The organism is Methylomonas rhizoryzae (assembly GCF_008632455.1).
Taxonomy (GTDB): domain Bacteria; phylum Pseudomonadota; class Gammaproteobacteria; order Methylococcales; family Methylomonadaceae; genus Methylomonas; species Methylomonas rhizoryzae.
Genome location: NZ_CP043929.1, coordinates 1,868,982 through 1,892,212, shown reverse-complemented (window position 1 = coordinate 1,892,212; position 23,231 = coordinate 1,868,982). Strand labels below are relative to the sequence as shown.

Genomic DNA, 23,231 nt, shown 5'->3' with positions numbered 1-23,231 from the left:
TAGCTTAAAAAGTGTAGACCAGTTAACGTTTTTTGGCGCTCACCGAATTTGTATCCGGAAAATATTTTTAGCCTAACGCTCATGAAAAAGCGGCATCACCCCAGCAAGCAAAAGTTTTTCTGTGGCAGCGACGCCCTCGTCGCGACGAGGGCGTCGCTGCCACTATGACTTTCAGAGTAACGCTTGTCATTTGAAACGAGATGAAAAGCAAACAGACAATTCAACGCGGCTGCTTGGAGCCCGGCCGCAGTCGCTGTCAAGCAAGGGTTGCAGTTCATGCAGGGATCGCTGTTCGGCTAGTGTGAGGCGCCGGTTAACACCTGCCGCCGGATGTGATCGATTAAATCCCGGTAATCGGCAAATCCGCCGCCGCTAAAATCTCGCCTCGTAGCGCGTCCAATTCGGTTGCTTTGCCACCCGGATTGTTCGCCGGAATGACGGCCGTTTCCTGCACTGCCAGCAGGTAGTGTTGTCGCTCGAATTCAAAAACCGGGTTCAAGCGAGTAATGGGTTTTTGCTCGACCAGATTAACGGCGGAAATTACCGGCCTGGTTTTCAGCCCGTCCAGGAAATCGCTCTGAACGTCGAGTAGAAAGGGGTACCGGCCTTGGGTTTGCCGGTTGGTATTTCGGTACAGGACGAATTGCGCCATCAAAAACGCCGCAAGCTATCGCTGAAACAGCCTTCGGCTTCGATCAGGCCGCGTTCCAGAGTGGCCGACAAAGTTAATTTGCAAATCCTTGGCTTGGCAGCTCACTGTCGATGCTGAGATTGGCGGCTTTTTTCGGGGCAGTCGGGTTAACGGCGATTTGCATAATGCGCACAATTTATGCGCAAACAAATGGCTTTGGCTAATCAATTTTCGAGACAGCGACTCGTAACTATTGATTGTCCCACCCCAAATCATTACCGCGTCATCGACAGCGCCCGCGAGACCTGTTCGCGCACGAACATGCGGGCGATTTGCTCGGCCAGGGCTTGTTTGTCGACGATACGGGCGAAGCGGCCCTGTTCCGACACCGGCACGAAGCGCATCGGCCAGTCCAACAAACGCTGCATATATAAGGCCGGATTGTCGCCCGGCAGCACGTCTATGGCTTGGCCGATCAGATACGGCGCCAGCCATTGTTGCAAATCGGCTTTGCCCACAAATACCGGCGCGTTCTCCTCGCCGCCGTGTTCCTGCATATGCCCGCTCCACAAACCGGCGCGGCGACCGACTTCGCCGGCGCAATCGGGCACCGCTTTACCGATCTTGGGCAATTTTTCTTCAAAACGGCGCAACGCGGGAAACATCGCTGCCAGGCGTTCTTTGACGATTTTGGGATGCACCACCCCGATCAAGCTATCTTGTTCGCCGACAAATACCATGATTTCCGCTTTGGTCAAGTCCGCCGCCAGCGCCGCCATCAAATACAAGCGGCTGGCCCACCATTGATTGCCGCCGCCGATGTCGATCTGCAACGCCTGCGAGCCGGCGAGCCCGGCGATGATTTGGGTGATTTCCTGTATCGTGCTGTCGGATACCGAATAGGTGCGCACGCTGGGTTGGTTCAGGCGCACGTCCACCTGCAACGACTCCAAATTCATTTGCCGGCCGATTTCCTCGCGATACACGGCCGCGCTGACCAGACTCGCCAAGTCGGACGGGGTACGGAAGTGGTTGATCAAATAGGTTTGACTGAGATACTGGCGTAAATCGGCAATCGCCTTGCCCTGTTTGTTTTCGCCGTTGACCGCATCGAACTGGCTGGACGGCCATTCCGCTTCCGGGTCCAGTAAAAACGCCAATACCGGTTTTTTGCTGAATTCGGCCTGTTTTAGTTCGAATTCGGTGACCGAGGTTTCGCCCTTGCTCGTGCCGGTGGGCAAACTCGGCTCGCTCACACCGAAATCCTTGGGCACGTAACCGTAGCGCCAGGCGAAAATGCCCAGATAAAGGTCACATGCTTCGACGTCCAGCAAACAACGGCTCAAAGGCCGCGCCCCCTCGGCCACGTAATCTTCCATGCCTATCGGTTGATGGCCCATGCGCCGCAGCACTGCCGCCACCGCGCTTCGGTGTTGCTGCAAATCGCGAAAAGTCGAGGAAATGTATATTTTCATGGCCCACCTGTTCGCATGAAAAAAAGCCGCAAATGCCAGCCCCCAGTATAGTCAAACCCCTATCGATAAGCCGGCCGAACGCACGCCTGGAATCAATGCGCCAAACATTCGCGTATCGTCAGCCGTTCGGCTTGCCGGGCCGGCCAATAGGCTGCCAGCAACGACAGGGTCAATACGATCAGCAACCAATACCCGGCCGCGGCGTGATCAAAGCAGTAATCCAGCTCGACGTTCATCATGGTGCGCCCCAATAAGTCGGCCAACGGGTGGCCGGCCCGGTAAGCCAGCGGCACGCTCAGCGACCAGGCCAGGATGCCGTGCAGCAAGCCTTCCAGCGCGAACAAGCGAAACACCGCCGGCGACGGCGCGCCTATCGCCCGCAGCACCCCGATTTCTTTCACCCGTTGCAGCACCCCTATGCTCAAGGTACCGGACAAGCCGATGCCGCCGATGGCGGCGACCATCGCCGCCAAGCCCCACAAAGTGCCCAGCACCGATTCGAATTGGTTGCGGCTAAATTGCCGTTGCGCCAGTTTGGCTTCGCTGCCGTAGCTGTCCAACATCACGCCGGCCGCCTCGAAACGCTGTTTCAATACCCACAACAATGCCTGTTCCTGCAACTCGTCTTCCGCATCCGCAGCCAACAAGGCATAGGACGCCAAGCGTTTGCCGCCCTGCTGCTTGCGTATCGTCTCCAGTGGGGCGTAGACCGGTTCCACCATGAAATTATTGCCGGCCAGCCAGCGGTACAAGCCGATGACTTGCCAGCGCTGCACTTTGCCGTCTATCGTGACGTCAACGCTGTCGCCGGTTGTAATGCGGTTGGCGGCTGCGGTATCGGCATTCAACACCAAGCGATGTTCTCCGGCGTCGTCGGCTTGCAGCCAACGGCCGGCTTCGATATAAGGCTGGTACAAAGCGGATGCGGCCGGCAAGGCCATTATCTGCATGCCCAAACTGCCGCTTTGGGTTAACGCTTGGCCCTGTCTGCCGATTTCCACCGGCAGCCGTTGCCAGATCGACACCCCCTGCACCACCGGCACCGATCCGGCAATCGCATACACCTTGTCTTCCGCCTGATCCGGGCTAAAACTCAATTTCAGCGCGTAGCGGGTGCGGGCCGCTTCGTTGTCCAGGGTCAAGTTCAACGAAGCAATCAGGGCGCACAACACCATCAGCATCACCCCGGCTGCAATCAGCACGCTTTGGGTCAACAACAAACGGGTTTTGCGGCGGAACAGGTTACCCAAGGCCGTGGCGTACAACGTCGGCAACAAGCGGGCACCGACCGCTTCCACCATGCGATCGAAGCGGTTGGCGCCGAAATCGGCAGGCAAACCGTAATGCGCCAAGGCCTCGCGCACCGTCATGCCGGAGGCGCGCCAGACCGGCGGTAAAGCGGCCAGCAGCGGCACCGCCAGGCCGCCGCCGACCATCCAGATGATCGCTTCGTTCGAGACCTGGAACGCACCGCCGGGCACGTTGAACAAGGCCAATAGCCGCCGGGCCGCCCAGTCTGCACCGTACAAGGCCGGCGGCACCGCCATGGCAAGCGCCGCCACCGCCAGTAGCGTCACTTCGCTCAAATACAGCCATGCAATCCGCAAACTGCCGCCGCCCAAGGCTTTCATCACGCCGATTTGCTCGGTTTGCTGGGCCAAATGCGCAGCCACCGTATTGAAAATCAAGGCGCCGGCTAATCCCAAGGATGCCAGCGCCATCACTTGCAACACCGCATTGATGCCGGCAACGAAGCGGCGTCCCCAATGCCGGTCCGGGTCTTGCTGCAAGGTGACCGCAACCGGCGCTTGCTTCGCCGCCAACAAAATTCTCAGCCGCGTCGCCAGCTCGGCCGCCGCCTCTGCGCTGTAAGGCGGCCGGAGCTGAACCAGCAACTGGCGGAAGTATCCGGCCGGCAGACCGAAAGTCTTGGCCGCTTCGCGACTGGCGAAAAAATGTACCTGCCCGCCGAACTTAGGCGGCTTGACGAAAGGATGGCGCAGCACGCCGGACAATTCGAAGGTTTGCGAACCGGACGCACTTTGAAATTCCACACTGTCGCCGAGGGCCAAACCGGTTTGCGCCAGCGACAGATTTTCCACTGCCAGCTGGCCGGCCGCCGGCCAATTGCCGGCTTGCAGTTCGGTCAAATCGTAACGCTGGGCGCGGTAATCGTCGCGCAGCATCAAGGTCGCGTCCAGCCACTCGTCGCTGCCGGACTTGCGATAACGGACGGGTAACGGATTGATGGTGTCGACGCCGGCCACACCCGGCACGGCCGAAATCTCTTGCAACAGCTTAACCGGCGCTGCCCCGCGCAGAATCAAATTGATATGTGAGGGCTGCGAAGCGCGGTGTGCGGCGTCCATGTTGCTCAACATCAAGGCTACCATGCCGAACAACATTCCCACCGAAAAAATGCCGATGGCCATGTTGACCGCCGCCAACAGGCTACGCGACTTGGCCAAGCGCAAGTCCGCCCACAATTTGTAACGCAATACGCTCATAAACGACCGGCACTGTCGGCGTGGATGCGGCCGCTACGAATTTCCAGCTTGCGCCCGGCGGCGTCGGCCAACGCCTCGTTGTGAGTGACCATCACCAAGGTCTTGCCTTGGTCGCGTAAATGCGCGAACAGTTCGAATACCGCGTCGGCGGTAGCCGCGTCCAGATTACCGGTGGGTTCGTCGGCAACGATCAGCGGCGGATCGTTGGCCAGCGCCCGCGCGATTGCGGCCCGTTGTTGTTGGCCGCCGGACAATTGACTGGGCAGGCGTTCGGCCATGTCCGCCAAGCCGACCCGTTCCAACAACTGCATGGCTCGTTCACGACGGTGCCGCTTTGCCAATTTACCCAAAAAATCCATGGGCAACACCACGTTCTGCCAGAGATTCAAAGTCGGCAACAATTGAAAAAATTGGAACACAATGCCGACGTTGGCTCCGCGCCAAGCCGTCAACTTGGCGTTACTCAAGGTTTGCAAGGCCGCACCGTTAACGACGACCGCACCGCTGCCGGGATGGTCTATGCCGGTCAGCAAATTCAGCAACGTGGACTTGCCGTTGCCCGACGGGCCGACAATAGCGACGAATTCGCCGGCGGCAATCTGCAAATCGATGCCGTGCAACACGGTGTGCATTTCCCCGGCTTGCGGGTAGGCTTTATAGACTTGACGTAGCTGGATCATCCTAAAAATCAGTCGAGTTTAACCGTATACGTTGAATACGCCCTTTGGGTAACCATAATCTTTAAAAAGAGCACCAACGGCATGCGGCACAAAACACGCCGCCCCTTACCGGCACTCACGACGGGGCAGATTATCTACGAGCCGTCTACCAACAGGTTTGCCGTTTTTTTGATGAACGAAAGCCCGCCGCAGTTAACCTCCATCGCCTGCCGGTACCGGATTTTAAGCGAAGCCATGAAAAATTATCCGATCGGTATGATCTTGAAGTCGCCCGAACAGTCACGTATGCACTGCATACCATTTTTCAACACCAACCAATATCAACAGAATCAATAAGGTACGCGATGCGTATCTACATGACTCAACCGTCTCTCGCTATCGCTTCGTTTCCAAGGTTTCGTAGCGTAGCGAGACATCGCGACCAATACAACCATCAGCAACCGGTAAAAATGTTGGGGTTCATGCCTCCCAACCGCCCTGTCCGTGCGGGAAGCGACGTTAAATCAAGCCGTCGCGATAGCGACTCAAAAGCCTACAGCCTTGCATAAATGGTGCTCTTTAAATTTCGGGAAGTTAATTGCGACGGTATCCTTACGGCGTTTTCCCACCAACAACCCCAAGCCGGACAACATGAACCAGGCGGATGCCGGCAACGGTACCGCCGATACCTGACCGTTCAACACCAAGCGAATGTCGGCGATATGGGCGTCGTAGCCGCTGGCGTTGTAACCGAACAGAGACAAGCTGGCCGAATTTTGGAATTTTCCCAGCGTGGCGGGTAAAAACTCGACCGACAAACCGTCCAGGGCTTGTCCGGCTTCAATGCCGCTAAAACCGCTGAAACCGGTCAGGCTGAACGCGTCGACCGCGCCGGTATCGAAACTGCCGCGCAAGGTATCGGCTGGACCGATCACCGAATTGGCCAGACTCAGCGAAATGGTTACCGGTGCCGAACCGTGCTGCAGGTTGCCGAAATCCAGTACATATTCGCCGCCGATAAAATCGAGATCCGCGTTACCGGCAACCAGCAGTAGTTCCGGATTGGCGTAGCTGTTGACTTGCGCGCTCAACGCCAAGCCGGCTTCGCCCAGCTCCAGGTCGCTCATTTCGGCGTTACTGCTGCGCAAGGACAAGGCAGCGTTGCCGCTGAAAATGCCGGCGGCCGAAGTATCCAGCGCTACCGCCAGATTGGTACTGTTACCGGCGGCAACAGCACTCAAATCGCCGCTAAGCGTGAAAGCCGCCGCGGGTGCGGCGGCGATCGTTGCGGACAGGTTATCGGTCAAGGCGCCCGTGGCCGTATTGCTTAGCGAAATGCTTCGATTGGCCACGCTATCCCCCACGTGCACGATGCCGAAATCAAGCGCGGACGCGGACAGGTCGGCGGCAGCGGCGGCATAGACCCGGCCGCTCAGATTGACCTGGCCATCGGCCAAAGCCGTATTCGCCAACCCGCCGAGCGTGCCGTTCGAGGTAAAAGCCAGCGTGGCATCGCCGGAATAGGAACCGGCGGTATTGCTGTCAAATTGCACCGTCAAACCGCTTTGCTGATTGGCGGCCAGATCGACGACGTTGGACCCGCCGGCGGAAAAACCGGTGGGCACCGCGGAAACCGCAGCATCCAGCCCTTCATGGAAGCCGTCGGCAGCCGCTTGATTGCGGATGACGATCGTGGCGGCCGTGGCCGCATCGCCGACCCGGCGGGCGCCCAGGTCCAGGCTGGCGGTTTGGATCAGCGGGTCGGCGTAGCCATAGACATTACCGCTGACTCGCACCGACCTGCCGTTTAACTCGGTCAAACCCAATCCGCTGTTACCGCTGCCGTCCGATGCCAGATTGACGGACACTGAGCCGCTGCGCGCCCCGGCAGCACCGGTATCCAGAAGCACGGCCAGATTATCCGCTGTTTGCCCGGCTCCCAGCTGGGTAATGCCTTGGCCGTTGTGGCCGGCATTGCCGGAGACGGCGCCAAACGAGGCATTTAAACTTTCCGAAAAACCGTCGTTCGCGGCCAGATTGCTAAGCAGTAGGTTTTGACTCAATACATCGCCGACGTGCGCATTGGCGAAGTTAATTTCCGTTGCCGACAAACCGGGTGCGGCGTATCGGTACACCGCGCCGTCGATACTCAGCACTTGTTCGCCTACGTTATCGAAGTTATTGACGATGGCGACCGTCTGACCGCTGAGCGCGCCTGCCGTGCTGCCGGTGAAAGTAACCGCCAGATCGCCGCTATCGGTGCCGCTGCTCAGTGGCCCGAAATTGGCGGCAGTGACGCCGCTGCCGCTCAGACGGCTATCGCTCAGATTGCCGCCGTTAGCTGCGGTTTGCAAAGCCCCGCGCAAACTGCTGCCATTGCTACCGCTGTTGGCGACGCGGTAATTGCGGGTCAGCGTGTCTCCGATATGAATGTTGCCGAAATCCAGCCCGGGAGCGTTGCCGGCTCCATTGCTGATGTCGCCGCTCAGCTGCTGGGCGGTATCGCCGGCCGCCAGAATTTGCCCGCTGCCATTGATGTTGGCTCTGGCGTCAAAGGCATTGCCGCTGCCAAAGTTGGCATTGCCGTAGTCTCGAGTGACCAGCAGATTTTGCGAACCCAAGTTCAGACTGCCGTTGTTGTTCAAGGTCCCGATGCGACTAGCTTGGGTTGTGCCGGATAAATCGATTTGGGCTCCGTCATTGCTGGTCAGCGACGAGCCCTCGCTCATGTCGAGGCCGCCATCGATGAGCAGACGGCCAAAGCTGGCGACTATGCTGCCGCTGCCACTCATCGGGTTATCGCCGCGTAGCGCGCTATTACCGAAACTCTGTAGCGTGCCGTCGTTGACCAGACTATTAGCGATAAACAGACTGTCGCTCAATTCCAGAATGCCGGTGTTGCTGAAATTGCCGTTGTTGGCGCTGGCGCTAAAGCTACGACCGTTTTGCAGGCGCAATGCGCCCTGGTTGGTTTGCAGGGTTTCGTCCAGGGTTCTGCCCTGATTGCCGGTATTACGCGCTTGAAAAACAGCGCCCGCCCCCACCAGATAAATATCCGCCGCATTGGTAGTGATAACCGAATTGTTTTGTTGAAAATCCAGGGTAGCCACTTGCCCGTCGTTCGCCTGGACACGCCACACCCCACCGGTGAGGGTATTGCCACTGAGATTGGACAGGCCTGCGGAGAACGCCAATGTCCCGCTTTGCGCCTCGACCGTGCCGGCATTGTTGAATGTGGCCAGAATATTCGAGCTACCGCTGCCGCCGGATTTGCGGAAGGTCGCGCCGGCGGCGTTGTCGATCACGCCGGTGCTGCCCTGGTTCGAGTTCCAGGTGCTGCCGCCGTCATTTTGCAGGTCGAACAGACCGTTGTTGACGATGCGGCCGGCCACGCCGGCATTGCTGCCGCTGTTACCGCCGTTTAAATTGAAGCTGCCGAGACCGGTTTTGATCACGGTACCGTCGTTTTGCCAGACGCGGCCGCCGTCAAGAGCGAGACTCGAGCTTAAGTTGGTCGTGCCCTGCGTAACCAGGGTACCGCTGCCCTCCAGATTGCCGCCCAAGCTTGCGACACCGGTAACAGTCAGGTTCCCGGCGCCACTTAGCGTACCGCCGGTTTGGATCAGGCTTCCGGTGCTGGCGTTTGCGTTGAACACTAAAGTACCGCCGGTCTGTTCGGTTTGACCGGCGATGGTGTAAACGGTGTTCACATTGACCGTACCGGCTGACAACAGCACCCGGCCGTCGGCGTTCATTCCGCCACCATTCAAATCGTGGGTGCCGCCGCCGAATTGCAGGGTGGCGCCGTCAGCCACCGTGAAATCGCCGCTATGTGTGCCGCCTGCACTCAAACTCAAAGTGCCGCTTTGCGCCTCGACCGTGCCGGCGTTGTTGAACGTGGCCAGAATATTCGAGCTACCGCTGCCACCGGATTTGCGGAAGGTGGCGCCGGCGGCGTTGTCGATCACGCCGGTACCGCCCTGATTGGAGTTCCAGGTGCTGCCGCCGTCATTTTGCAGGTCGAACAGACCGTTGTTGACGATGCGGCCGGCCACGCCGGCATTGCTGCCGCTGTTACCACCGTTTAAATTAAAGCTGCCGAGACCGGTTTTGATCACGGTGCCGTCGTTTTGCCAGACGCGACCGCCGTCCAGCGTAAGGCTGGCGCTTACGTTGGTGCTGCCCTGCGTAATCAAGGTACCGCTTCCCTCCAGATTGCCGCCCAAGCTTGCGACACCGGTAACAGTCAGGTTCCCGGCGCCACTTAGCGTACCGCCGGTTTGGATCAGGCTTCCGGTGCTGGCGTTTGCGTTGAACACTAAAGTACCGCCGGTCTGTTCGGTTTGACCGGCGATGGTGTAAACGGTGTTCACATTGACCGTACCGGCTGACAACAGCACCCGGCCGTCGGCGTTCATTCCGCCACCATTCAAATCGTGGGTGCCGCCGCCGAATTGCAGGGTGGCGCCGTCAGCCACCGTGAAATCGCCGCTATGTGTGCCGCCTGCACTCAAACTCAAAGTGCCGCTTTGCGCCTCGACCGTGCCGGCGTTGTTGAACGTGGCCAGAATATTCGAGCTACCGCTGCCACCGGATTTGCGGAAGGTGGCGCCGGCGGCGTTGTCGATCACGCCGGTACCGCCCTGATTGGAGTTCCAGGTGCTGCCGCCGTCATTTTGCAGGTCGAACAGACCGTTGTTGACGATGCGGCCGGCCACGCCGGCATTGCTGCCGCTGTTACCGCCGTTTAAATTGAAGCTGCCGAGACCGGTTTTGATCACGGTGCCGTCGTTTTGCCAGACGCGACCGCCGTCCAGCGTAAGGCTGGCGCTTACGTTGGTGCTGCCCTGCGTAATCAAGGTGCCGCTGCCCTCCAGATTGCCGCCCAAGCTTGCGGCACCGGTGACAGTCAGGTTACCGGCGCCATTCAATGTACCGGAGCTATGTGTCAATTGGGAAACGGCGGAAGCACCGCTGGCATTGTTAGTGGTTGTTGCACCGGTCAGTGTCAGGCTGCCGGAACTGATAGCCAAGGTTTCATCCCCACCATTCATATTGATGCTGTTGACGGTTTGCCCGCCGCCGGTGGAGCGGATGGTGACGGTTTGCGTGCCCGCAACATCGACGATCACGTCATCCGTCGCGCCGGGCAAGGCGGGCGATGAATTCCAGTTGCCGGCGACATCCCAAAAACCGCTGCCGGCCGTCCAGTCGATTTGCGCAGCCGGAGCCAAACCGGGCGATAGCAGCGAAAGTATGGCGGCACTCAATTGCGTCGGTGAAAATGCATGGAGTCTGATCATAATGTAAATCCTCGGTATTCGCTGATGTTTGATAACGGGAAAAATGAGCTGCGTATCCGGTTGTAGCGCAAGCACACCCACAAAAAACTCACAAAATCGGTTTTTTAATCTTTTTGAGCGAACATCAACGCAGCGGCCGTTGCTTGCTCCCGATACCGGAAAAGCCGAAAGCCCGGTTTAGATGGGCGATGCCACCGCCTACCTCAGCGGCAGCGTTAGATTGTCACTCAATCTCTCAGCTGCGCTATTGAGCGCGCTTTCTGTCCGAATCGCGCACGCGCTTTAGACTGAAAGCCCCCAATGCCGAGGCAAACAGCCAGAATGCGCCCGGCAGGGGCACCGGAGCCGGATCGAAGAAACGGATGTTGACTTGCGCATTGCTCAGATCCAAAAGACCGGATGGATCGTAAAGTCGGACGGGGCTGAATTCAGAGGTATGGGCGAAATCGCTAGTCACCCCGCCGCCGGTGGTGTACTCGGAATTACCGCTAAATCCGGCTGCGGCAGCTTGTTCGATGCTGACCGTGTAATTGCCCAGCAAACAAAGCCCGGTGTTCAATTCGGTACAAAAGTTGACGCTGAAAATCGAAAATTGATTGGTAATGGACTCGAAATGATTAAATGCCAGCTCGGTTCCGCCCGTGCCGGTTTGAGGCGGGTAAAAGTCGCTAGCACTCCACAGGCCGTTGACTCCCGGCGTCAGGCTGTTACCGTTCAGCGGATCAGCGGCGATGCTGGCTTCACCCGAAAGGTTGGCCCCGCTGTCCATGCTCAAGGTTTCGGAAAAATACGCTTCTGCGCCTTGACCGGGAACGCCTGAAAAGCTGAACCGACCGGTGGTTTGATGCTGAAAGTCCATGGCCAGCGGGCAACCTCCGCCACAATGCGAAACGGCATGGGCCGCGAGGAAAGGATCGTCCGGGAAATTGAATTCGACGGTGATTCCAAAAGTAATCTCGGCTCTGGCATGTGCTTCGCCTAAAAGGTAACCCGATCGCTGGCTGGATGCGGATACGCCGATTTTGATCGCGTCGCGGATTAAACCGGTGTCATAAATGACGGAAGTGGCAGTTGCCCCTGCTAAACCGACCACCGCGTTTGCATTCGAATGTATGGATACACCAGCCGGGGAGGACGGGTTAGGTTCGGCACCGCTGTGCCGGTCGACAATATCAACCGGCGGTATCACTGTGGTGGAACTGCAAAAAAAATCGTTGCAGACCGTGCGCGGTCCGGAGCTGTCGTAGACTCTGGCGTAGGTTTCGTAACGCGTCGAAGCCAAGGCCTGCTGAGCTGTCAATACAGACATCAGCAAAAAAGCCGATCCGAAAAGCCAAACGCCGCGCATAATGCGCGGCTGTGCGAGATTGTGCATCGTGGTATCCCCCTGCTCTGATTGATCTGTGGAGTAAGAACGATCAACATACTAAAGCGGCGATACTCACAAAAAACTCACAACTGCGTTTTAAACCGCAACCTGCTGCAGCCTTCAGGTTTGGCTCAACAAATCCCGGCAGAGCTTCAAGGTATCCGAGGCTTGGTGCCCCCAATGACTGCTATGGATGGATGCGTACAAGCGATAAGCGGCCAACGCGTCCAATGGCCGGCCTTGATCGAGCAGGATTTTTATCAGCCGATAATGCAGTTGTTCGGCCAACGGCTCGACTTCGACGGCCTTGCGAAAAGCCTCGATGGCGCACTCCGGCTTGTTTTGGTCGACCAGGGTTAGCCCGATTTGCGTCATCACCCGGACGAATTTCGCGGCCAGCAACAGACGCTTGGCTTCGCTGCCGGGGCCGGTTTGACCCGGCAGGAACGGACCTCGCCAAATAGCCAATAAACGGCGCACGACGGTTTCCGCCGCGATCAGTTGTTGATCGAGCCGGCGGCTCAGTTCGTCCAGGGTCCAGATATCCAGCCAGCACAAATTTCGGTTCAAATACAAGTTGCCGCCGGACAGGATGAGCGCATCCTGTCTGCCCAGCATTTTACGCAAACGTTGCAGGTTGACTTCAAAGGCATGCAGGGCGGTATCGGCATCGGCGTCCGGCCATATCTGATCGGCCAATACCTGACGGGGAACGCCGTCCGGGTTGATGGTGATCAGTAGCTGCAACAGCAGCAACGGCTTGTTGTCTTTTTTACCCGCTTGCACGGCCTGTCCGGCCGCATCGACCCGAAAACCGCCCAACGTTCGGATTTTAACCGGCCACGGCCAGCTTTCGCGGGCGTCGTTGCCGGGCGGCAGCTTTCGTTCCCTGATCAACAAACGGACGTAATCGGGTTCGATTTGCCGCTCCAGCGCCAAGGCACATAAGCGGCTAATGCTGTGGATCTGCCATTGCGGATGCGCGTTCAGGTAGCGCCGGCTGCGGCCCAGCGGCAATGCGGTTTGCAATACTTCTATTGCCGCCGCTTCGTCACCCGCCGACAACAACCCGCCGGCTCGGGTCAATTGCAACATGAACAGAATGTAGTGAAAGCCGCTTTGACGACAATAAGCTTCTATCCTGTCCAGACGCGGCTTGGCGCATGCCCAATCGCATTCGGCAATCAGGATTTGCGCCAGCACGTGCTCTACCAGACTGGCACTGGAGGCAACGCCGGTATCCAGACTGATTTGCAAGGTAGCTTCGGCTTCCTTGCGGGCTTGAGCCAGTTCGTCCCGTAACAACAGCCAGCAGGATTTTACATGCAAATAAAAACCGCGATCCTGGCGCCGGTCTGGCAACAGACTGGCATACATGTTTTGCAGCGCCTGACCGGCCCGGTCGACATCGTGACAGGACAAGGCCGTGTAGATTTCCTGGCCGTAGATTTGCGGCAGCAAAAACCGCAGGTCGAAATTTTCCGCCAGAATGCGCGCCTGCTCCACGGTTTGATACGCCTTGGCATGGTCGGCTTCCAAAAAGGCGTTGACCGCACTCCAAATCAGCAGCGTGATTTTCATCAACGGCATGTCGGCCGATTGTTCGGTCTGAATTTGCATCAACAAGGCGCGGCAACCGGAAAAATCGCCTTGCCAAATACGGGTTTGCAATAAAAAATTCACCAGGAACAACTGATCGGATTTGGCATGAACCTGAATCAAGGTTTCCGCGCGGGTAATCCAGTTTTGCAGCAAGCCGTGGTCCGAATCCAGATTGACCAGCATATTGCCGCAGCCCAACACCCAGGTATCCACTTCCGGGTCGTTCAGACCGGCGCGAAACGCATCCAGTTCGGCCAATTCCCGCAACCAGCCCGGTGCCTCGATAAAATCATCCCAAGCCAGATACATGGCGGTCACCACGCCAGCCGCACTGAGCAAACGGCCAAGCGGGTCGGAGCCGAACCCGGCATGTGCCCGTTCAAAAAACGCTTGGGCCCGCTTAGGATTGAAAGGCAGGCTGGCCGCAGCATACCAGTAAGCTAACCAAGGATCTTGACGTTCCGTTTCCGGCAGGCTTTCCAGCCAGCTCAACAACCTGACCGCACGTCCGGCCGCCAACTCGGCCGGCGCGTGGGTCAGAATCATGCCGCTCAAGCAAGCCCAGTTTTCCGCTTGCGCATAGAGCTCGGCCGCTTCGCCCAACTGATGGTTGCGCTGCAAAATCCCTGCAACCTCGCTGATGCGGTCCGCATACCTTGTCGTGTCGGTTTGGCCGCGCAACTGCTCCAACAGAAACTGGCGCAATAAGGGATGCAATTTGTAGATGGGCGGGTCAGACTCGATTCGGCTCAACAAGTATTGATCTTCCGCCAAATTGAACAAGGTGATGCCTGTCTCGGCTTCGCCGGTGAGTTCGATCGCCACGCTTTCGCTGACGGTTTGCGGCAGCGCGATACCCAACAAACGCCGTCGGGTTTGGGCCGGCAACCCCAGCCAGGCTTGTTGCGCCGGATCTTCCGGCAACGGCGCCCCCGGTTCACAGTCCGCTTGGGCTTGCTTGGAAATCACGGCCAGAGCGGCGGCCCAACCGCCGGTCTGCGCAAGCAACTGCGCGAAGCGGGCACTTTCCAACCTAACGTCTTTCGCCGCCAACAACTGCGCCGCTTCCTGCGCGCTGAAGCTCAACACCCCGGCCGGTACGACCGTCAGCTGGTTGTAAAGCAAATTCAAACAATAGGCCGGCGGATGGTTGCGACTAAACACCAGAATCCGGTAGTTGTCCGCGGCCGTCCGGAACAGGGCCTCCAACACCTGTTGCAGCAAGGCGAAATCCTGCACCGCATGATAATCGTCGAAAACGATCAGGCGCTGGCGGGTGTCGTTGTGCAATATCGAACCGAAAAACTGCCTGGAATAGGCGCTCAGGTTATTCAAGAATCCCGGATTGAAGGTTGCCGGCGTCGCCGCCAAACCGAAACGGGCCTCGGCTGCCATCAGAAAATGCTGAAAAAATGCGGCCGGATCGCTGTCGTCGGCATCCAACCGATACCAAAGCACCGGACATTCGGCGTGTTCGGCATACGTCGCCGCCAGAGTGGTTTTCCCGGACCCGGCGGGGGCCGGCAGCCATATCAAGCGATAGCTTTGCCTCGCCGAATTCAATAAGCCATATAAGCGATGTCTGGCTATCGCACGCTTGACCGCCGGCGCAACTAATTTGTCGGGAAGGTTTGAGGAAGACGCTGTATTCATCATTTTTTCGTCAAATTGAAAGAGGCAACCCGCCGATGTCGATAGTCACTTAACCGATTCGGCAGGGCTTGGCAAAACCCGGCATACATGCTGAGGGGTAGCCGCGCCGCTGCGATTCGCAGGTGAAGCCCCACGCCATTGTGCCCACTATAGCCGAGTCCGCACGGGTAGATAGAAAGCCGGCGGCATGAGCACCGCGGCCATGGCAAACGACGGTTAATAAAACCGCTTCCCGTACCCGGAATTTTTACAGTATGATTTGCCGCGATTTTTACTCGATTCACATCTAAGCCAAATGCAAGCCAAAGCCGCGCAACCCTTGGGCGCTTCAACATTAAGAATAGTTTGGCTAGTCCTGTCTATCGGCTTGCCCGCTCTCTGCGCGGCCGGCTTTGTGTTTTTGCAAAGCGTGGGGTTCGACGCGCTGGGCTGGCACCATGGCTTCGAACACCCTTTAACCGGCTGGGACCACTTGGTGACGATGTTGGCGGTCGGCGTGTGGGCCGCGCAATTACGCGGCCGGGCTATCTGGATGTTACCCGCCGCTTTTGTCGGCGTGATGAGTTTGGGCGGCTTAGCCGGGGCTGCCGGCCTCTCTTTGCCGAGTGCGGAAGGCATCATTTTGCTGTCCTGCGCCGTGTTCGGCCTGCTGATTTGCCGGCGGGTCCGCTTCAGCACCCACGTCAACCTGGCGATTGTGGCGTTTTTCGCTTTTTTTCACGGTTTCGCCCACGGCCAGGAAATTTCCGCATCCGCCAGTCTGATGTCCTACACGCTGGGTTTCATGCTCGCCACCTTGTTGTTGCACGGCACCGGCATATTGGTAGCAAAGCTGGTAGTGTTCTCGGTCACCTTGTTGATGACCGCATTATTTTCGAATCCGGTCCTGGCTAAACACCTGCCAGCCGATAGCGGCGACCAAGCGCTTGCCTATTCTTTCGGCATTAACGGCCCTGTTCCGCATTATCTCAACGACTTGAGCGCTCGCACGGATGACCACGGCGCATCGCAGCGGCTTAAAGCCATCGCTCCGAACGCGGAAAATCTCGCGTTAACGCCTCAAGCGCTTGACGACGGTCTTGCGTCGAGCGGGGCGCCGGACGCCGTTAGCAAGACGCAAGGTGTGCCGGAACGCTCCCGGGCCGGCTTTTACCGCAGCCTGGGCAGCCAACCAGCCGCGGCCGCAATCCGGAAGGAAGCGGGCAGGCAATCCGAGCACGCATGCGAACTGCAGGCTTATCGCTTCAAGTATTACTTTCCGGAGATTAATTTCACGCCGGGCATCGGCTTATCGAGTAGTGGAGTCGGCCTCACCTCGCCGCCCATTGCCGACACTGCCGTACCGCTTCAACCCGTTGTTTGTACCTCCCCGATTGTCGCCGGCCAAGCCGAAAAAGTCATAGCGCTTTTTGCTATCGCCGCCTTATCCCACCCCGATTCGCCTTATCCCGCCCCATACTTTTACGGTATCGGCGGTTTTCATAAGCCTGGTTTCAACTCCCTTGCCGCACATCGCGCTTTTTCTCGCCACCGGTTGATTGCGCCCGCGGACTTTCCGGCTCGAAACTCTTTAAATTTTGCCGGTGGCGAGTTCCGCCTACCGGCCATCCATCCGTCCAGACCCAGCGATTCGGTTGCAAGCACCGATATAAGCCGCCGGCGTCAAGGAACTCGATCACTCGCAATTTTTAAAATCGACTAAGCAGGAGAGTTTTATGCCTACCGGAGAATACCGACACGATCACTTCGGCAAAGCGGTCATTCGCACTCAAATAGCGATTGCGCTGAGTTTATTGCTGTTATTGCCGGCCGCGAATTTTTTCTATCCGACCGCTTATAACCTCAAAGCCGGCATCCACGGCGTTAGCGCGATACTCGCGGTCATCGTCGGCACTTACCTGACGCATCGGGCGATTCCGCTGATAAAAGGCATGCAGGTCCGTTTCGAATCGTTGCGTCTGTGGGTCATGACGGCCACCGTTTTAAATCTAGCCGGGGCCGTCAGCGGCAACTGGATTTATATGCGTTATCGCGGCCAGGAAGGGCCACGCGACTGGATACTCGCTCACGTGCCCTCCTTTCACAACGTATTGATGGAGTTCAAGGAATTTGCCTCCTTGTTTCCGTTTCCCCTGATGGTGGCCGCCTGCTTTGCATTGTTCTATTACGGAAAATCCATGCAATACCGCCGAGACATCGCCCGCTTTCTCGGCATTACCCTGCTCATTTCCTGGAGTTTTTTAATGCTGGGTTTTGTAGCGGGCCTAGTTTTGGCCAAATTACGTTTTGTTTGAAACCACAATCGACATGCAACACGACACCGAAAATCCGAAAATCTATTCCGGTCCGCTGGTCGCCGCCACTTTGGCGCTGCTATTAGCCTTTTTCACGCTGATGGTCAGCCACCATATTTCCAGGCTGACCAAGGAACTGGACAAAATCATTCACTCTTACGGTCACTGGATACCGGGCTCCACCGGCAGCGGCCCCGACGGCAGCATAGGCTCTTATACCGGCAAGGAAACCTTGGCTATAGCCGTATGGCTGGTCAGCTGGTTGATTTTCCATTGCTTGTGGCGCCGGCAAGATCTATCGCTAAAAGTTTGGACGCGACTATTCGTCGTCGGCTTGCTCGCGATAACGCTGGGATTCTTTCACCCAATTTCCGATCCCATCGTCCTCTTTATCGCCGATTTACTCGGCATTTATTAAGTGGAACCATGAAAAAAACCGTTACTACCTGCTTTGCAGGGCTATTTCTGTCATTAACCGGATTATCCAGCCACGCGGAAGGCGTACTGATTAAATCCTACCCCAAGCATAACAGCGAAATCGCCGATTTCGACGGCACCGTCAAATTGTGGTTTAGCGGTAACGTCGGCGAACGCTCCCCCTCCGTGGTGGTGGTCGATAGCCAAGGCAACCGGGTGGATAAGCGCGATAGCCGCTTGGTCCTGGGCGAACGACACCGCCTGACGGCGACCACAACGCCACTGGCACCGGGCGGGTACGCCGTCCGTTATCGGGTCATTACCGAAGATGGCCTGGTCGTTAGCGGCATAACCAAATTTTCCGTCGTCGATAAAGCCGCATTAGCCGAGGTAAAACCATGATGTCGTTACGCACCCTGTCAGCCGCTTGTTTGACCCTGCTGATAATCGCACAGTCGCAGGCCTCCGTACCTTTGGGCGGCAACCGCAAAGGCGTCGGCGGTAGTTACGATTTGTACGGCTGCATGTACAGCAACGACTACTACGTGGTCAATTTTGCCGCTTATCAGCTCGCCCCCGATCAAGCTCAAGATGGCAAATCCCTACCTGAAGCCGAATGCACCGATATACCGACGACCGGCAATACCCAAATCTCTATCGATTTGTTGGACTTGGACGTGCGCAAAAAACCGGTGGGGTTAAAAATCCTCGGCGAAGACGGCACCACTATCGCCAATGTCCCCATGGCGGTATTTAAACAAGGCGTGTTGTCGGTAACCGCCAATCTGAAAACCGCCGGCAACTATCAAGCGGTGCTGAGCGTGGACGACACCGATTTGCGTCTGCCTTTGCAATCCACTGCTTTACATATTCCGTTGACGGTGGCCTTAGTAACCGAACAATCCGGCGGCGAAAAAGGTTTGACGATTATCTTTGTCAGTTTAGGCATTTTGATTGCCGTATTGGCTTATGGGTTACCGCGTTTATTAAAACCGGCATCCGACAACGGCCAACATTGAATTAGCCTTATTAATAAAGGAGCATTTATGCAGCAACACTCGATTAAAGTCCTTCGTTGGTCACTAGTATTGATTTTATTACCCGCCTGTACCGCCAATACTCATCAAGCCGGTGTTACGGACAACTTTACTCCGGGATTGGGCGAAATCATGGCCATAAGTGCCACCCGCCACGCCAAGCTTGGGTTGGCCGGGCAAGCGCAAAATTGGGAACTGGCGGCTTATGAAGTAGACGAGTTACTCGAAGGTTTTGAAGATGCGGTCAAATATCACCCCACGCACAAGGAAATTAAGCGTCCCTTGACCGAGTTAATCCCGGAGTATATGGACCGGCCTATCAAAGAGTTGGAGCAAGCCGTCAAAAATAAAAACTCGCAGGCCTTCTCCGCCGGTTACGACAATTTAACCGCGGCTTGCAACGCTTGCCACCAAGCCACCGATTTCGGATTCAATAGGGTTATCCGGCCTAATTTCAATCCATTTTCCAATCAGCAATTTTAAAGATTGTGTTGCAATGGTTAACTAAAATAATTATGAAACGCTTGAGTATATTCATTTTATCAACCTGCCTGTTTGCCAACGCTTGCACAAACGCCAGCCAAGTCAATGCGCACAGTCTGAAAACGGCGATTAAATCGGTAGCCTTCATTAAAGAACGTTTACCCGAAAATCAACGCGTCGAATTTGAAATTGCCTATTGGACAATTCGCAATCATATCAAGGACGACGCCGAATTTTTAAAATCGATCGATCAACAAAATGCCGCCGGCATTATAGAACTGGGAAAAGCGATTTTCGCGAAAAACAAGGCGGCCGGCATGACAGAGCTGGCCAACTTCGACAATTGGGAACAAATGCTTTCAAACCAGCTTGCGCAGCGCGGCGAGCAAGCGTCCGACGCCTTGGACCCCAAAGACAAAAAGGGCTACCCTCGCGTCGATTACAAATTGCATTCGATGTGATCAAACACCTTTCCAATCAATTGCATTAGTAGGAGAAAACCATGGTAAACAACATAAAAACATTGTTGATATTCGCCCTGACCTTAATATTTCAGTCTTATTCCGCAGTCGCCCATCCGGGGCATGGGTTTAGCGATTCTTTCGGCATCATAAACGGTTTGATTCATCCGTTAACCAGCTTGGACCATGTTATTGCCATGTTGGCGGTCGGTTTTTTAATTTCGCAACATACCGGGAAAATTAAAATAGCCTGTTCGGCGTTTATATTGTCGATGTTAGCCGGTACCGGCTTAACTTTAGCCGCCATAGAAATTCCGCATGCCGAGCATCTCATGGTTTTCCTTGCCATTACGATTGCGGCCGGCTTAATTTTCGCGCCCTATATACCACGTTTGCTGTCCGGCCTGGTAATCGTAGTTTTTGCCGTATTGCACGGTTACACCCATGCTTACGATATTTGGCTGGATGAAGACAGTATCTCGTTTACCGCAGGCTTTGCCTCGACGACCTTAGCGTTACTAGCGCTGGGCATTGCCGGTGCCGCACTTGTCAAACATTTTATTTACCAATATCAATGCACCAACTGAAATTGGCGCTAAAACATAATTAGCTGTCAGAAAACACCAAGCTTCAATTAATTCAATAGCCCGGGGGTATTTTAATAATTTTTATTTTTTTAAATTAAACAATCCAACATAAACATATAAATTACAAATTAACAAACACGTTTTATGAAATTAAAAAATTTTTATATTTTACTTGGCCTGTTATTCGCGTTGCTGAGCTTATCTACGCCTACCTTCGCTAAAGAAATCAAAAAACCGGTTCCCCAAGTACTTCAGGAGGTGGACGCTAAGATACAAGCCGCTTTAAACGCAATTCCGGCCGCGAATGCGCAAGAGTTAGCGGAACTCATCAAAGCCGCCAACGAAAACGCCGGGGATTTGAATGCCAATTATAAATTTGAATTCGAACGCGATAAGGTTATGGCCAAATTGAAAAACGCGCGAAACGCCGCCAAAAAATCGGACTTTTCCACGGCCGAACAAGAATTGAAAGCCGCTAAAGAAGGCTTTCAAAACCTGAAAAAATTTATGTAAGCTTCAAACCGTACAGCTGCAGCGTTTTCGCTAAGGCTGTACTTTTGTCCGACTGCCCATTGCATTTGCAGATAATTCGCTAGTTTTGGGCCTGTCACTACCGAATTGTTTCATACCTCCCCTCACTCAGGCTTGCTATTGCGCAGCTTCAACTCAAATCTCAATGCGTTTATTACTGATAGAAGACGATGCCGAGTTGTCCCGTTCGCTGCAAGCGGACTTAGCCAATGCCGGCTATGTGGTGGAAACCGCTACCGACGGCGAGTTAGGCGAGTTTTTGGGCGCCACAGAACCCTACGACGCGGTGATCTTGGATGTGGGTCTGCCGAAGCTGAGCGGACTCGAGGTGTTAAGACAATGGCGTCAGACCGACAACCGCGTTCCGGTGATCGTAATAACCGCGCGCGACGCCTGGTTCGAGAAAGTGGACGGGTTTAAAGCCGGTGCCGACGACTATGTTTGCAAGCCGTTTCACCCGCAAGAATTGCTGGCCCGGTTACAGGCGATTTTGAAACGGGTCAACAATCTGAACCAAGCCAAGCTGAAAGTCCTGGGCGTGGAGCTGGACGAAGACGAACAAACCGCCGTAGTAGCGGGCAATACCGCCCACGCCTTGACCGCAATCGAATTTCGCCTGTTGCGCTATTTCATGTTGAACGCCGGCAAGGTATTGAGCAAAGCTCAGTTGAGCGAGCATATCTACAGCGAATCGGCCGAACCTGACAGCAACGTTCTGGAAGTGTACGTCAAACGTTTACGCAAGATTGTCGGCAGCGAATTGATCCAAACCCGCCGCGGTCAAGGTTATTTGTTCGGATTCAAAGCATGATGTCGTTACAAAAACGCCTGGGCCGCGGCCTAATGGCGGTACTGTGCGCGATCTTCGTGCTGCATTGGTTTGCCGCCGACTGGGTCATACGCAGCGCCGCCGAGAAACAAATGGCCAATCGCCTGGCCGACGACGGCTATTCCTTGTTGGAAACGTTGACCTATAGCGACGACGACCGGGTAAGCTTCGACAGCTTCCATATCAGTTCGGTGTATAACCGGCGCTTGTCCGGCCACTACTACCTGGTGAAAGTGGATGCTCACGCCTATCCGTCCCCTTCCTTGCTGGATTTCCCACTGGCGGTCGAACCGGTCGGACCGGATCAATCCAAGCGCTATCATCTGACCGGTCCGCGCGGCAGCCCCCTGCTGGTATTGACTCTAGGGGCCGTCAGGTTCGGCCACAGAATCAACATCAGCGTCGCCGAAGATTTGTCGGCAGTAGACCATGACATTACCTCGATTCGGCTGGCCTATTTCGGTCTTACCATGCTGATTCTATTCAGTGCGATCGGCATATTGCGCCGGGACATCCGCCGCTCGTTACAACCTTTGCTCGCGGTGGGCCGCGAACTGGAACAGGTCGCCGGCGGTACCCGGCAAAAAATCGATTCGGACGTGCCGGAGGAAATCGTGCCGCTGGTCGCAGAGATCAACCACTTGCTGGAACTCATCGTTCGGCGCCTGCAACAATCCCGCACAGCGCTAGGCAATCTGGCACACGCGCTGAAATCGCCCATCACCCTGTTACTCAGAGCCAGCGAAGCCTCCTTGTTGGATGCCCATCCCGAACTGCGCGTGCAGCTCAACACCCAAACCGAAATTATCCATCGTTATATCGAACGCGAACTGAAACGCGCCCGCATCGCCGGCGATCAACCAGCCGCAACTGCGTTCAATCCTCGCCGGGAAATGATTGCGCTAAAAAAGACCTTGCGCGCCATTTACGCCGGCAAACCGCTGGATATTCAAGTGACCGCGCCGAATCACCAGGTACATTTCGACCGGGAAGACATGATGGAAATTCTGGGCAATCTGCTGGACAACGCCTGCAAATGGGCGAGCAAACAGGTCGACGTCGAGCTCAGCCTACAGGACGGGCTGGTGATTCGAGTCGCCGACGACGGCCCCGGTTGCGAGCGCGAAGACTTGAGCCATCTGACTCAGCGCGGCCAACGCTTGGACGAGGCCATGCAGGGACACGGACTCGGCTTGGGCATCGTGGCGGACATCGTCGAAGGCTATCATGGTCAGTTGGCGTTCGGGCGCAGTAAGACATTAGGCGGATTCCTGGCAACCGTCAGTTTGCCGCTACGCCGCTAGCCGTTGAGTTTTATCCACCGGTCTTTTCAGGTTCGATTCAGCCCTATTCGTTACATTGGCAAAACGCATCCCAATCGGCTCGCCGGCCG

18 protein-coding genes are annotated in these 23,231 nt (G+C 56.2%); 11 read left to right on the top strand and 7 right to left on the bottom strand.

What is annotated here, in order from left to right:
• Nucleotides 1-340 precede the first annotated feature (340 nt).
• The 7 genes from F1E05_RS08690 to F1E05_RS08660 all read right to left on the bottom strand — a co-directional run bounded on the left by F1E05_RS08690 (nt 341) and on the right by F1E05_RS08660 (nt 15,199).
• Entirely contained in the window at nt 341-652 is a 312-nt protein-coding gene (locus F1E05_RS08690; RefSeq protein WP_150047921.1) for a CcdB family protein, read from the bottom strand.
• 254 nt (nt 653-906) lie between these two features.
• Nucleotides 907-2,106, bottom strand: a complete 1,200-nt coding sequence (locus F1E05_RS08685) for a DUF4062 domain-containing protein (RefSeq protein ID WP_150047920.1) — start codon at nt 2,104-2,106, stop codon at nt 907-909.
• A gap of 92 nt (nt 2,107-2,198) precedes the next feature.
• Entirely contained in the window at nt 2,199-4,613 is a 2,415-nt protein-coding gene (locus tag F1E05_RS08680; protein ID WP_150047919.1) for an FtsX-like permease family protein, read from the bottom strand.
• Entirely contained in the window at nt 4,610-5,293 is a 684-nt protein-coding gene (locus tag F1E05_RS08675; RefSeq protein ID WP_150047918.1) for an ABC transporter ATP-binding protein, read from the bottom strand. Before F1E05_RS08675 ends, F1E05_RS08680 begins: the two co-directional genes overlap by 4 nt.
• Before the next feature lie 524 nt (nt 5,294-5,817).
• Nucleotides 5,818-10,575: a choice-of-anchor D domain-containing protein gene (locus F1E05_RS08670; RefSeq protein WP_150047917.1), complete on the bottom strand. Its 4,758-nt coding sequence runs from the start codon at nt 10,573-10,575 to the stop codon at nt 5,818-5,820.
• A 244-nt stretch (nt 10,576-10,819) separates the two neighbouring features.
• Entirely contained in the window at nt 10,820-11,950 is a 1,131-nt protein-coding gene (locus F1E05_RS08665; protein ID WP_150047916.1) for a hypothetical protein, read from the bottom strand.
• Nucleotides 11,951-12,064: 114 nt separating this feature from the next.
• Complete coding sequence (locus F1E05_RS08660) at nt 12,065-15,199, bottom strand: BTAD domain-containing putative transcriptional regulator (protein ID WP_190303288.1); 3,135 nt, start codon at nt 15,197-15,199, stop codon at nt 12,065-12,067.
• A 295-nt stretch (nt 15,200-15,494) separates the two neighbouring features.
• Between F1E05_RS08660 and F1E05_RS08655 the strand changes: the two genes are divergently transcribed.
• The 11 genes from F1E05_RS08655 (at nt 15,495) to F1E05_RS08605 (ending at nt 23,142) form a co-directional block, all read left to right on the top strand.
• Nucleotides 15,495-16,901 (top strand): HupE/UreJ family protein, encoded by a 1,407-nt coding sequence (locus F1E05_RS08655; RefSeq protein WP_150047914.1) that lies wholly within the window; start codon nt 15,495-15,497, stop codon nt 16,899-16,901.
• Nucleotides 16,902-16,914: 13 nt separating this feature from the next.
• Nucleotides 16,915-17,493: a hypothetical protein gene (locus F1E05_RS08650; protein ID WP_150047913.1), complete on the top strand. Its 579-nt coding sequence runs from the start codon at nt 16,915-16,917 to the stop codon at nt 17,491-17,493.
• 13 nt (nt 17,494-17,506) lie between these two features.
• A complete protein-coding gene (locus F1E05_RS08645) occupies nt 17,507-17,911 on the top strand; it encodes a hypothetical protein (protein ID WP_150047912.1) in 405 nt (134 codons plus the stop codon).
• Between the two features lie 8 nt (nt 17,912-17,919).
• Entirely contained in the window at nt 17,920-18,312 is a 393-nt protein-coding gene (locus tag F1E05_RS08640) for a copper resistance CopC family protein (RefSeq protein WP_150047911.1), read from the top strand.
• Nucleotides 18,309-18,929 carry a hypothetical protein gene (locus tag F1E05_RS08635; RefSeq protein WP_150047910.1) on the top strand — a complete coding sequence of 207 codons (621 nt, stop codon included), beginning with the start codon at nt 18,309-18,311 and terminating at the stop codon, nt 18,927-18,929. The genes F1E05_RS08640 and F1E05_RS08635 overlap by 4 nt, the downstream gene beginning before the upstream one ends.
• 27 nt (nt 18,930-18,956) lie before the next feature.
• Nucleotides 18,957-19,430, top strand: coding sequence for a hypothetical protein (locus F1E05_RS08630; RefSeq protein ID WP_190303287.1), 474 nt, complete (start codon nt 18,957-18,959; stop codon nt 19,428-19,430).
• Nucleotides 19,431-19,462: 32 nt separating this feature from the next.
• Nucleotides 19,463-19,891 (top strand): hypothetical protein, encoded by a 429-nt coding sequence (locus tag F1E05_RS08625; RefSeq protein ID WP_150047909.1) that lies wholly within the window; start codon nt 19,463-19,465, stop codon nt 19,889-19,891.
• Between the two features lie 41 nt (nt 19,892-19,932).
• Nucleotides 19,933-20,478, top strand: coding sequence for a HupE/UreJ family protein (locus F1E05_RS08620; RefSeq protein ID WP_150047908.1), 546 nt, complete (start codon nt 19,933-19,935; stop codon nt 20,476-20,478).
• 144 nt (nt 20,479-20,622) lie between these two features.
• The gene (locus F1E05_RS08615) at nt 20,623-20,991 is read left to right on the top strand and encodes a hypothetical protein (protein WP_150047907.1); all 369 of its coding nucleotides are present in this window, start codon (nt 20,623-20,625) and stop codon (nt 20,989-20,991) included.
• 163 nt (nt 20,992-21,154) lie between these two features.
• Nucleotides 21,155-21,820, top strand: a complete 666-nt coding sequence (locus tag F1E05_RS08610; protein ID WP_150047906.1) for a response regulator transcription factor — start codon at nt 21,155-21,157, stop codon at nt 21,818-21,820.
• Nucleotides 21,817-23,142: a sensor histidine kinase gene (locus tag F1E05_RS08605; RefSeq protein WP_150047905.1), complete on the top strand. Its 1,326-nt coding sequence runs from the start codon at nt 21,817-21,819 to the stop codon at nt 23,140-23,142. Before F1E05_RS08610 ends, F1E05_RS08605 begins: the two co-directional genes overlap by 4 nt.
• The last annotated feature ends 89 nt before the right edge of the window (nt 23,143-23,231 follow it).

Bases quoted from the DNA above. Each gene is read 5' to 3' on its own strand.
- F1E05_RS08690 (WP_150047921.1), bottom strand. From the start codon at position 652: ATGGCGCAATTCGTCCTGTACCGAAATACCAACCGGCAAACCCAAGGC.
- F1E05_RS08685 (WP_150047920.1), bottom strand. From the start codon at position 2,106: ATGAAAATATACATTTCCTCGACTTTTCGCGATTTGCAGCAACACCGA.
- F1E05_RS08680 (WP_150047919.1), bottom strand. From the start codon at position 4,613: ATGAGCGTATTGCGTTACAAATTGTGGGCGGACTTGCGCTTGGCCAAG.
- F1E05_RS08675 (WP_150047918.1), bottom strand. From the start codon at position 5,293: ATGATCCAGCTACGTCAAGTCTATAAAGCCTACCCGCAAGCCGGGGAA.
- F1E05_RS08670 (WP_150047917.1), bottom strand. From the start codon at position 10,575: ATGATCAGACTCCATGCATTTTCACCGACGCAATTGAGTGCCGCCATA.
- F1E05_RS08665 (WP_150047916.1), bottom strand. From the start codon at position 11,950: ATGCACAATCTCGCACAGCCGCGCATTATGCGCGGCGTTTGGCTTTTC.
- F1E05_RS08660 (WP_190303288.1), bottom strand. From the start codon at position 15,199: ATGAATACAGCGTCTTCCTCAAACCTTCCCGACAAATTAGTTGCGCCG.
- F1E05_RS08655 (WP_150047914.1), top strand. From the start codon at position 15,495: ATGCAAGCCAAAGCCGCGCAACCCTTGGGCGCTTCAACATTAAGAATA.
- F1E05_RS08650 (WP_150047913.1), top strand. From the start codon at position 16,915: ATGCCTACCGGAGAATACCGACACGATCACTTCGGCAAAGCGGTCATT.
- F1E05_RS08645 (WP_150047912.1), top strand. From the start codon at position 17,507: ATGCAACACGACACCGAAAATCCGAAAATCTATTCCGGTCCGCTGGTC.
- F1E05_RS08640 (WP_150047911.1), top strand. From the start codon at position 17,920: ATGAAAAAAACCGTTACTACCTGCTTTGCAGGGCTATTTCTGTCATTA.
- F1E05_RS08635 (WP_150047910.1), top strand. From the start codon at position 18,309: ATGATGTCGTTACGCACCCTGTCAGCCGCTTGTTTGACCCTGCTGATA.
- F1E05_RS08630 (WP_190303287.1), top strand. From the start codon at position 18,957: ATGCAGCAACACTCGATTAAAGTCCTTCGTTGGTCACTAGTATTGATT.
- F1E05_RS08625 (WP_150047909.1), top strand. From the start codon at position 19,463: ATGAAACGCTTGAGTATATTCATTTTATCAACCTGCCTGTTTGCCAAC.
- F1E05_RS08620 (WP_150047908.1), top strand. From the start codon at position 19,933: ATGGTAAACAACATAAAAACATTGTTGATATTCGCCCTGACCTTAATA.
- F1E05_RS08615 (WP_150047907.1), top strand. From the start codon at position 20,623: ATGAAATTAAAAAATTTTTATATTTTACTTGGCCTGTTATTCGCGTTG.
- F1E05_RS08610 (WP_150047906.1), top strand. From the start codon at position 21,155: ATGCGTTTATTACTGATAGAAGACGATGCCGAGTTGTCCCGTTCGCTG.
- F1E05_RS08605 (WP_150047905.1), top strand. From the start codon at position 21,817: ATGATGTCGTTACAAAAACGCCTGGGCCGCGGCCTAATGGCGGTACTG.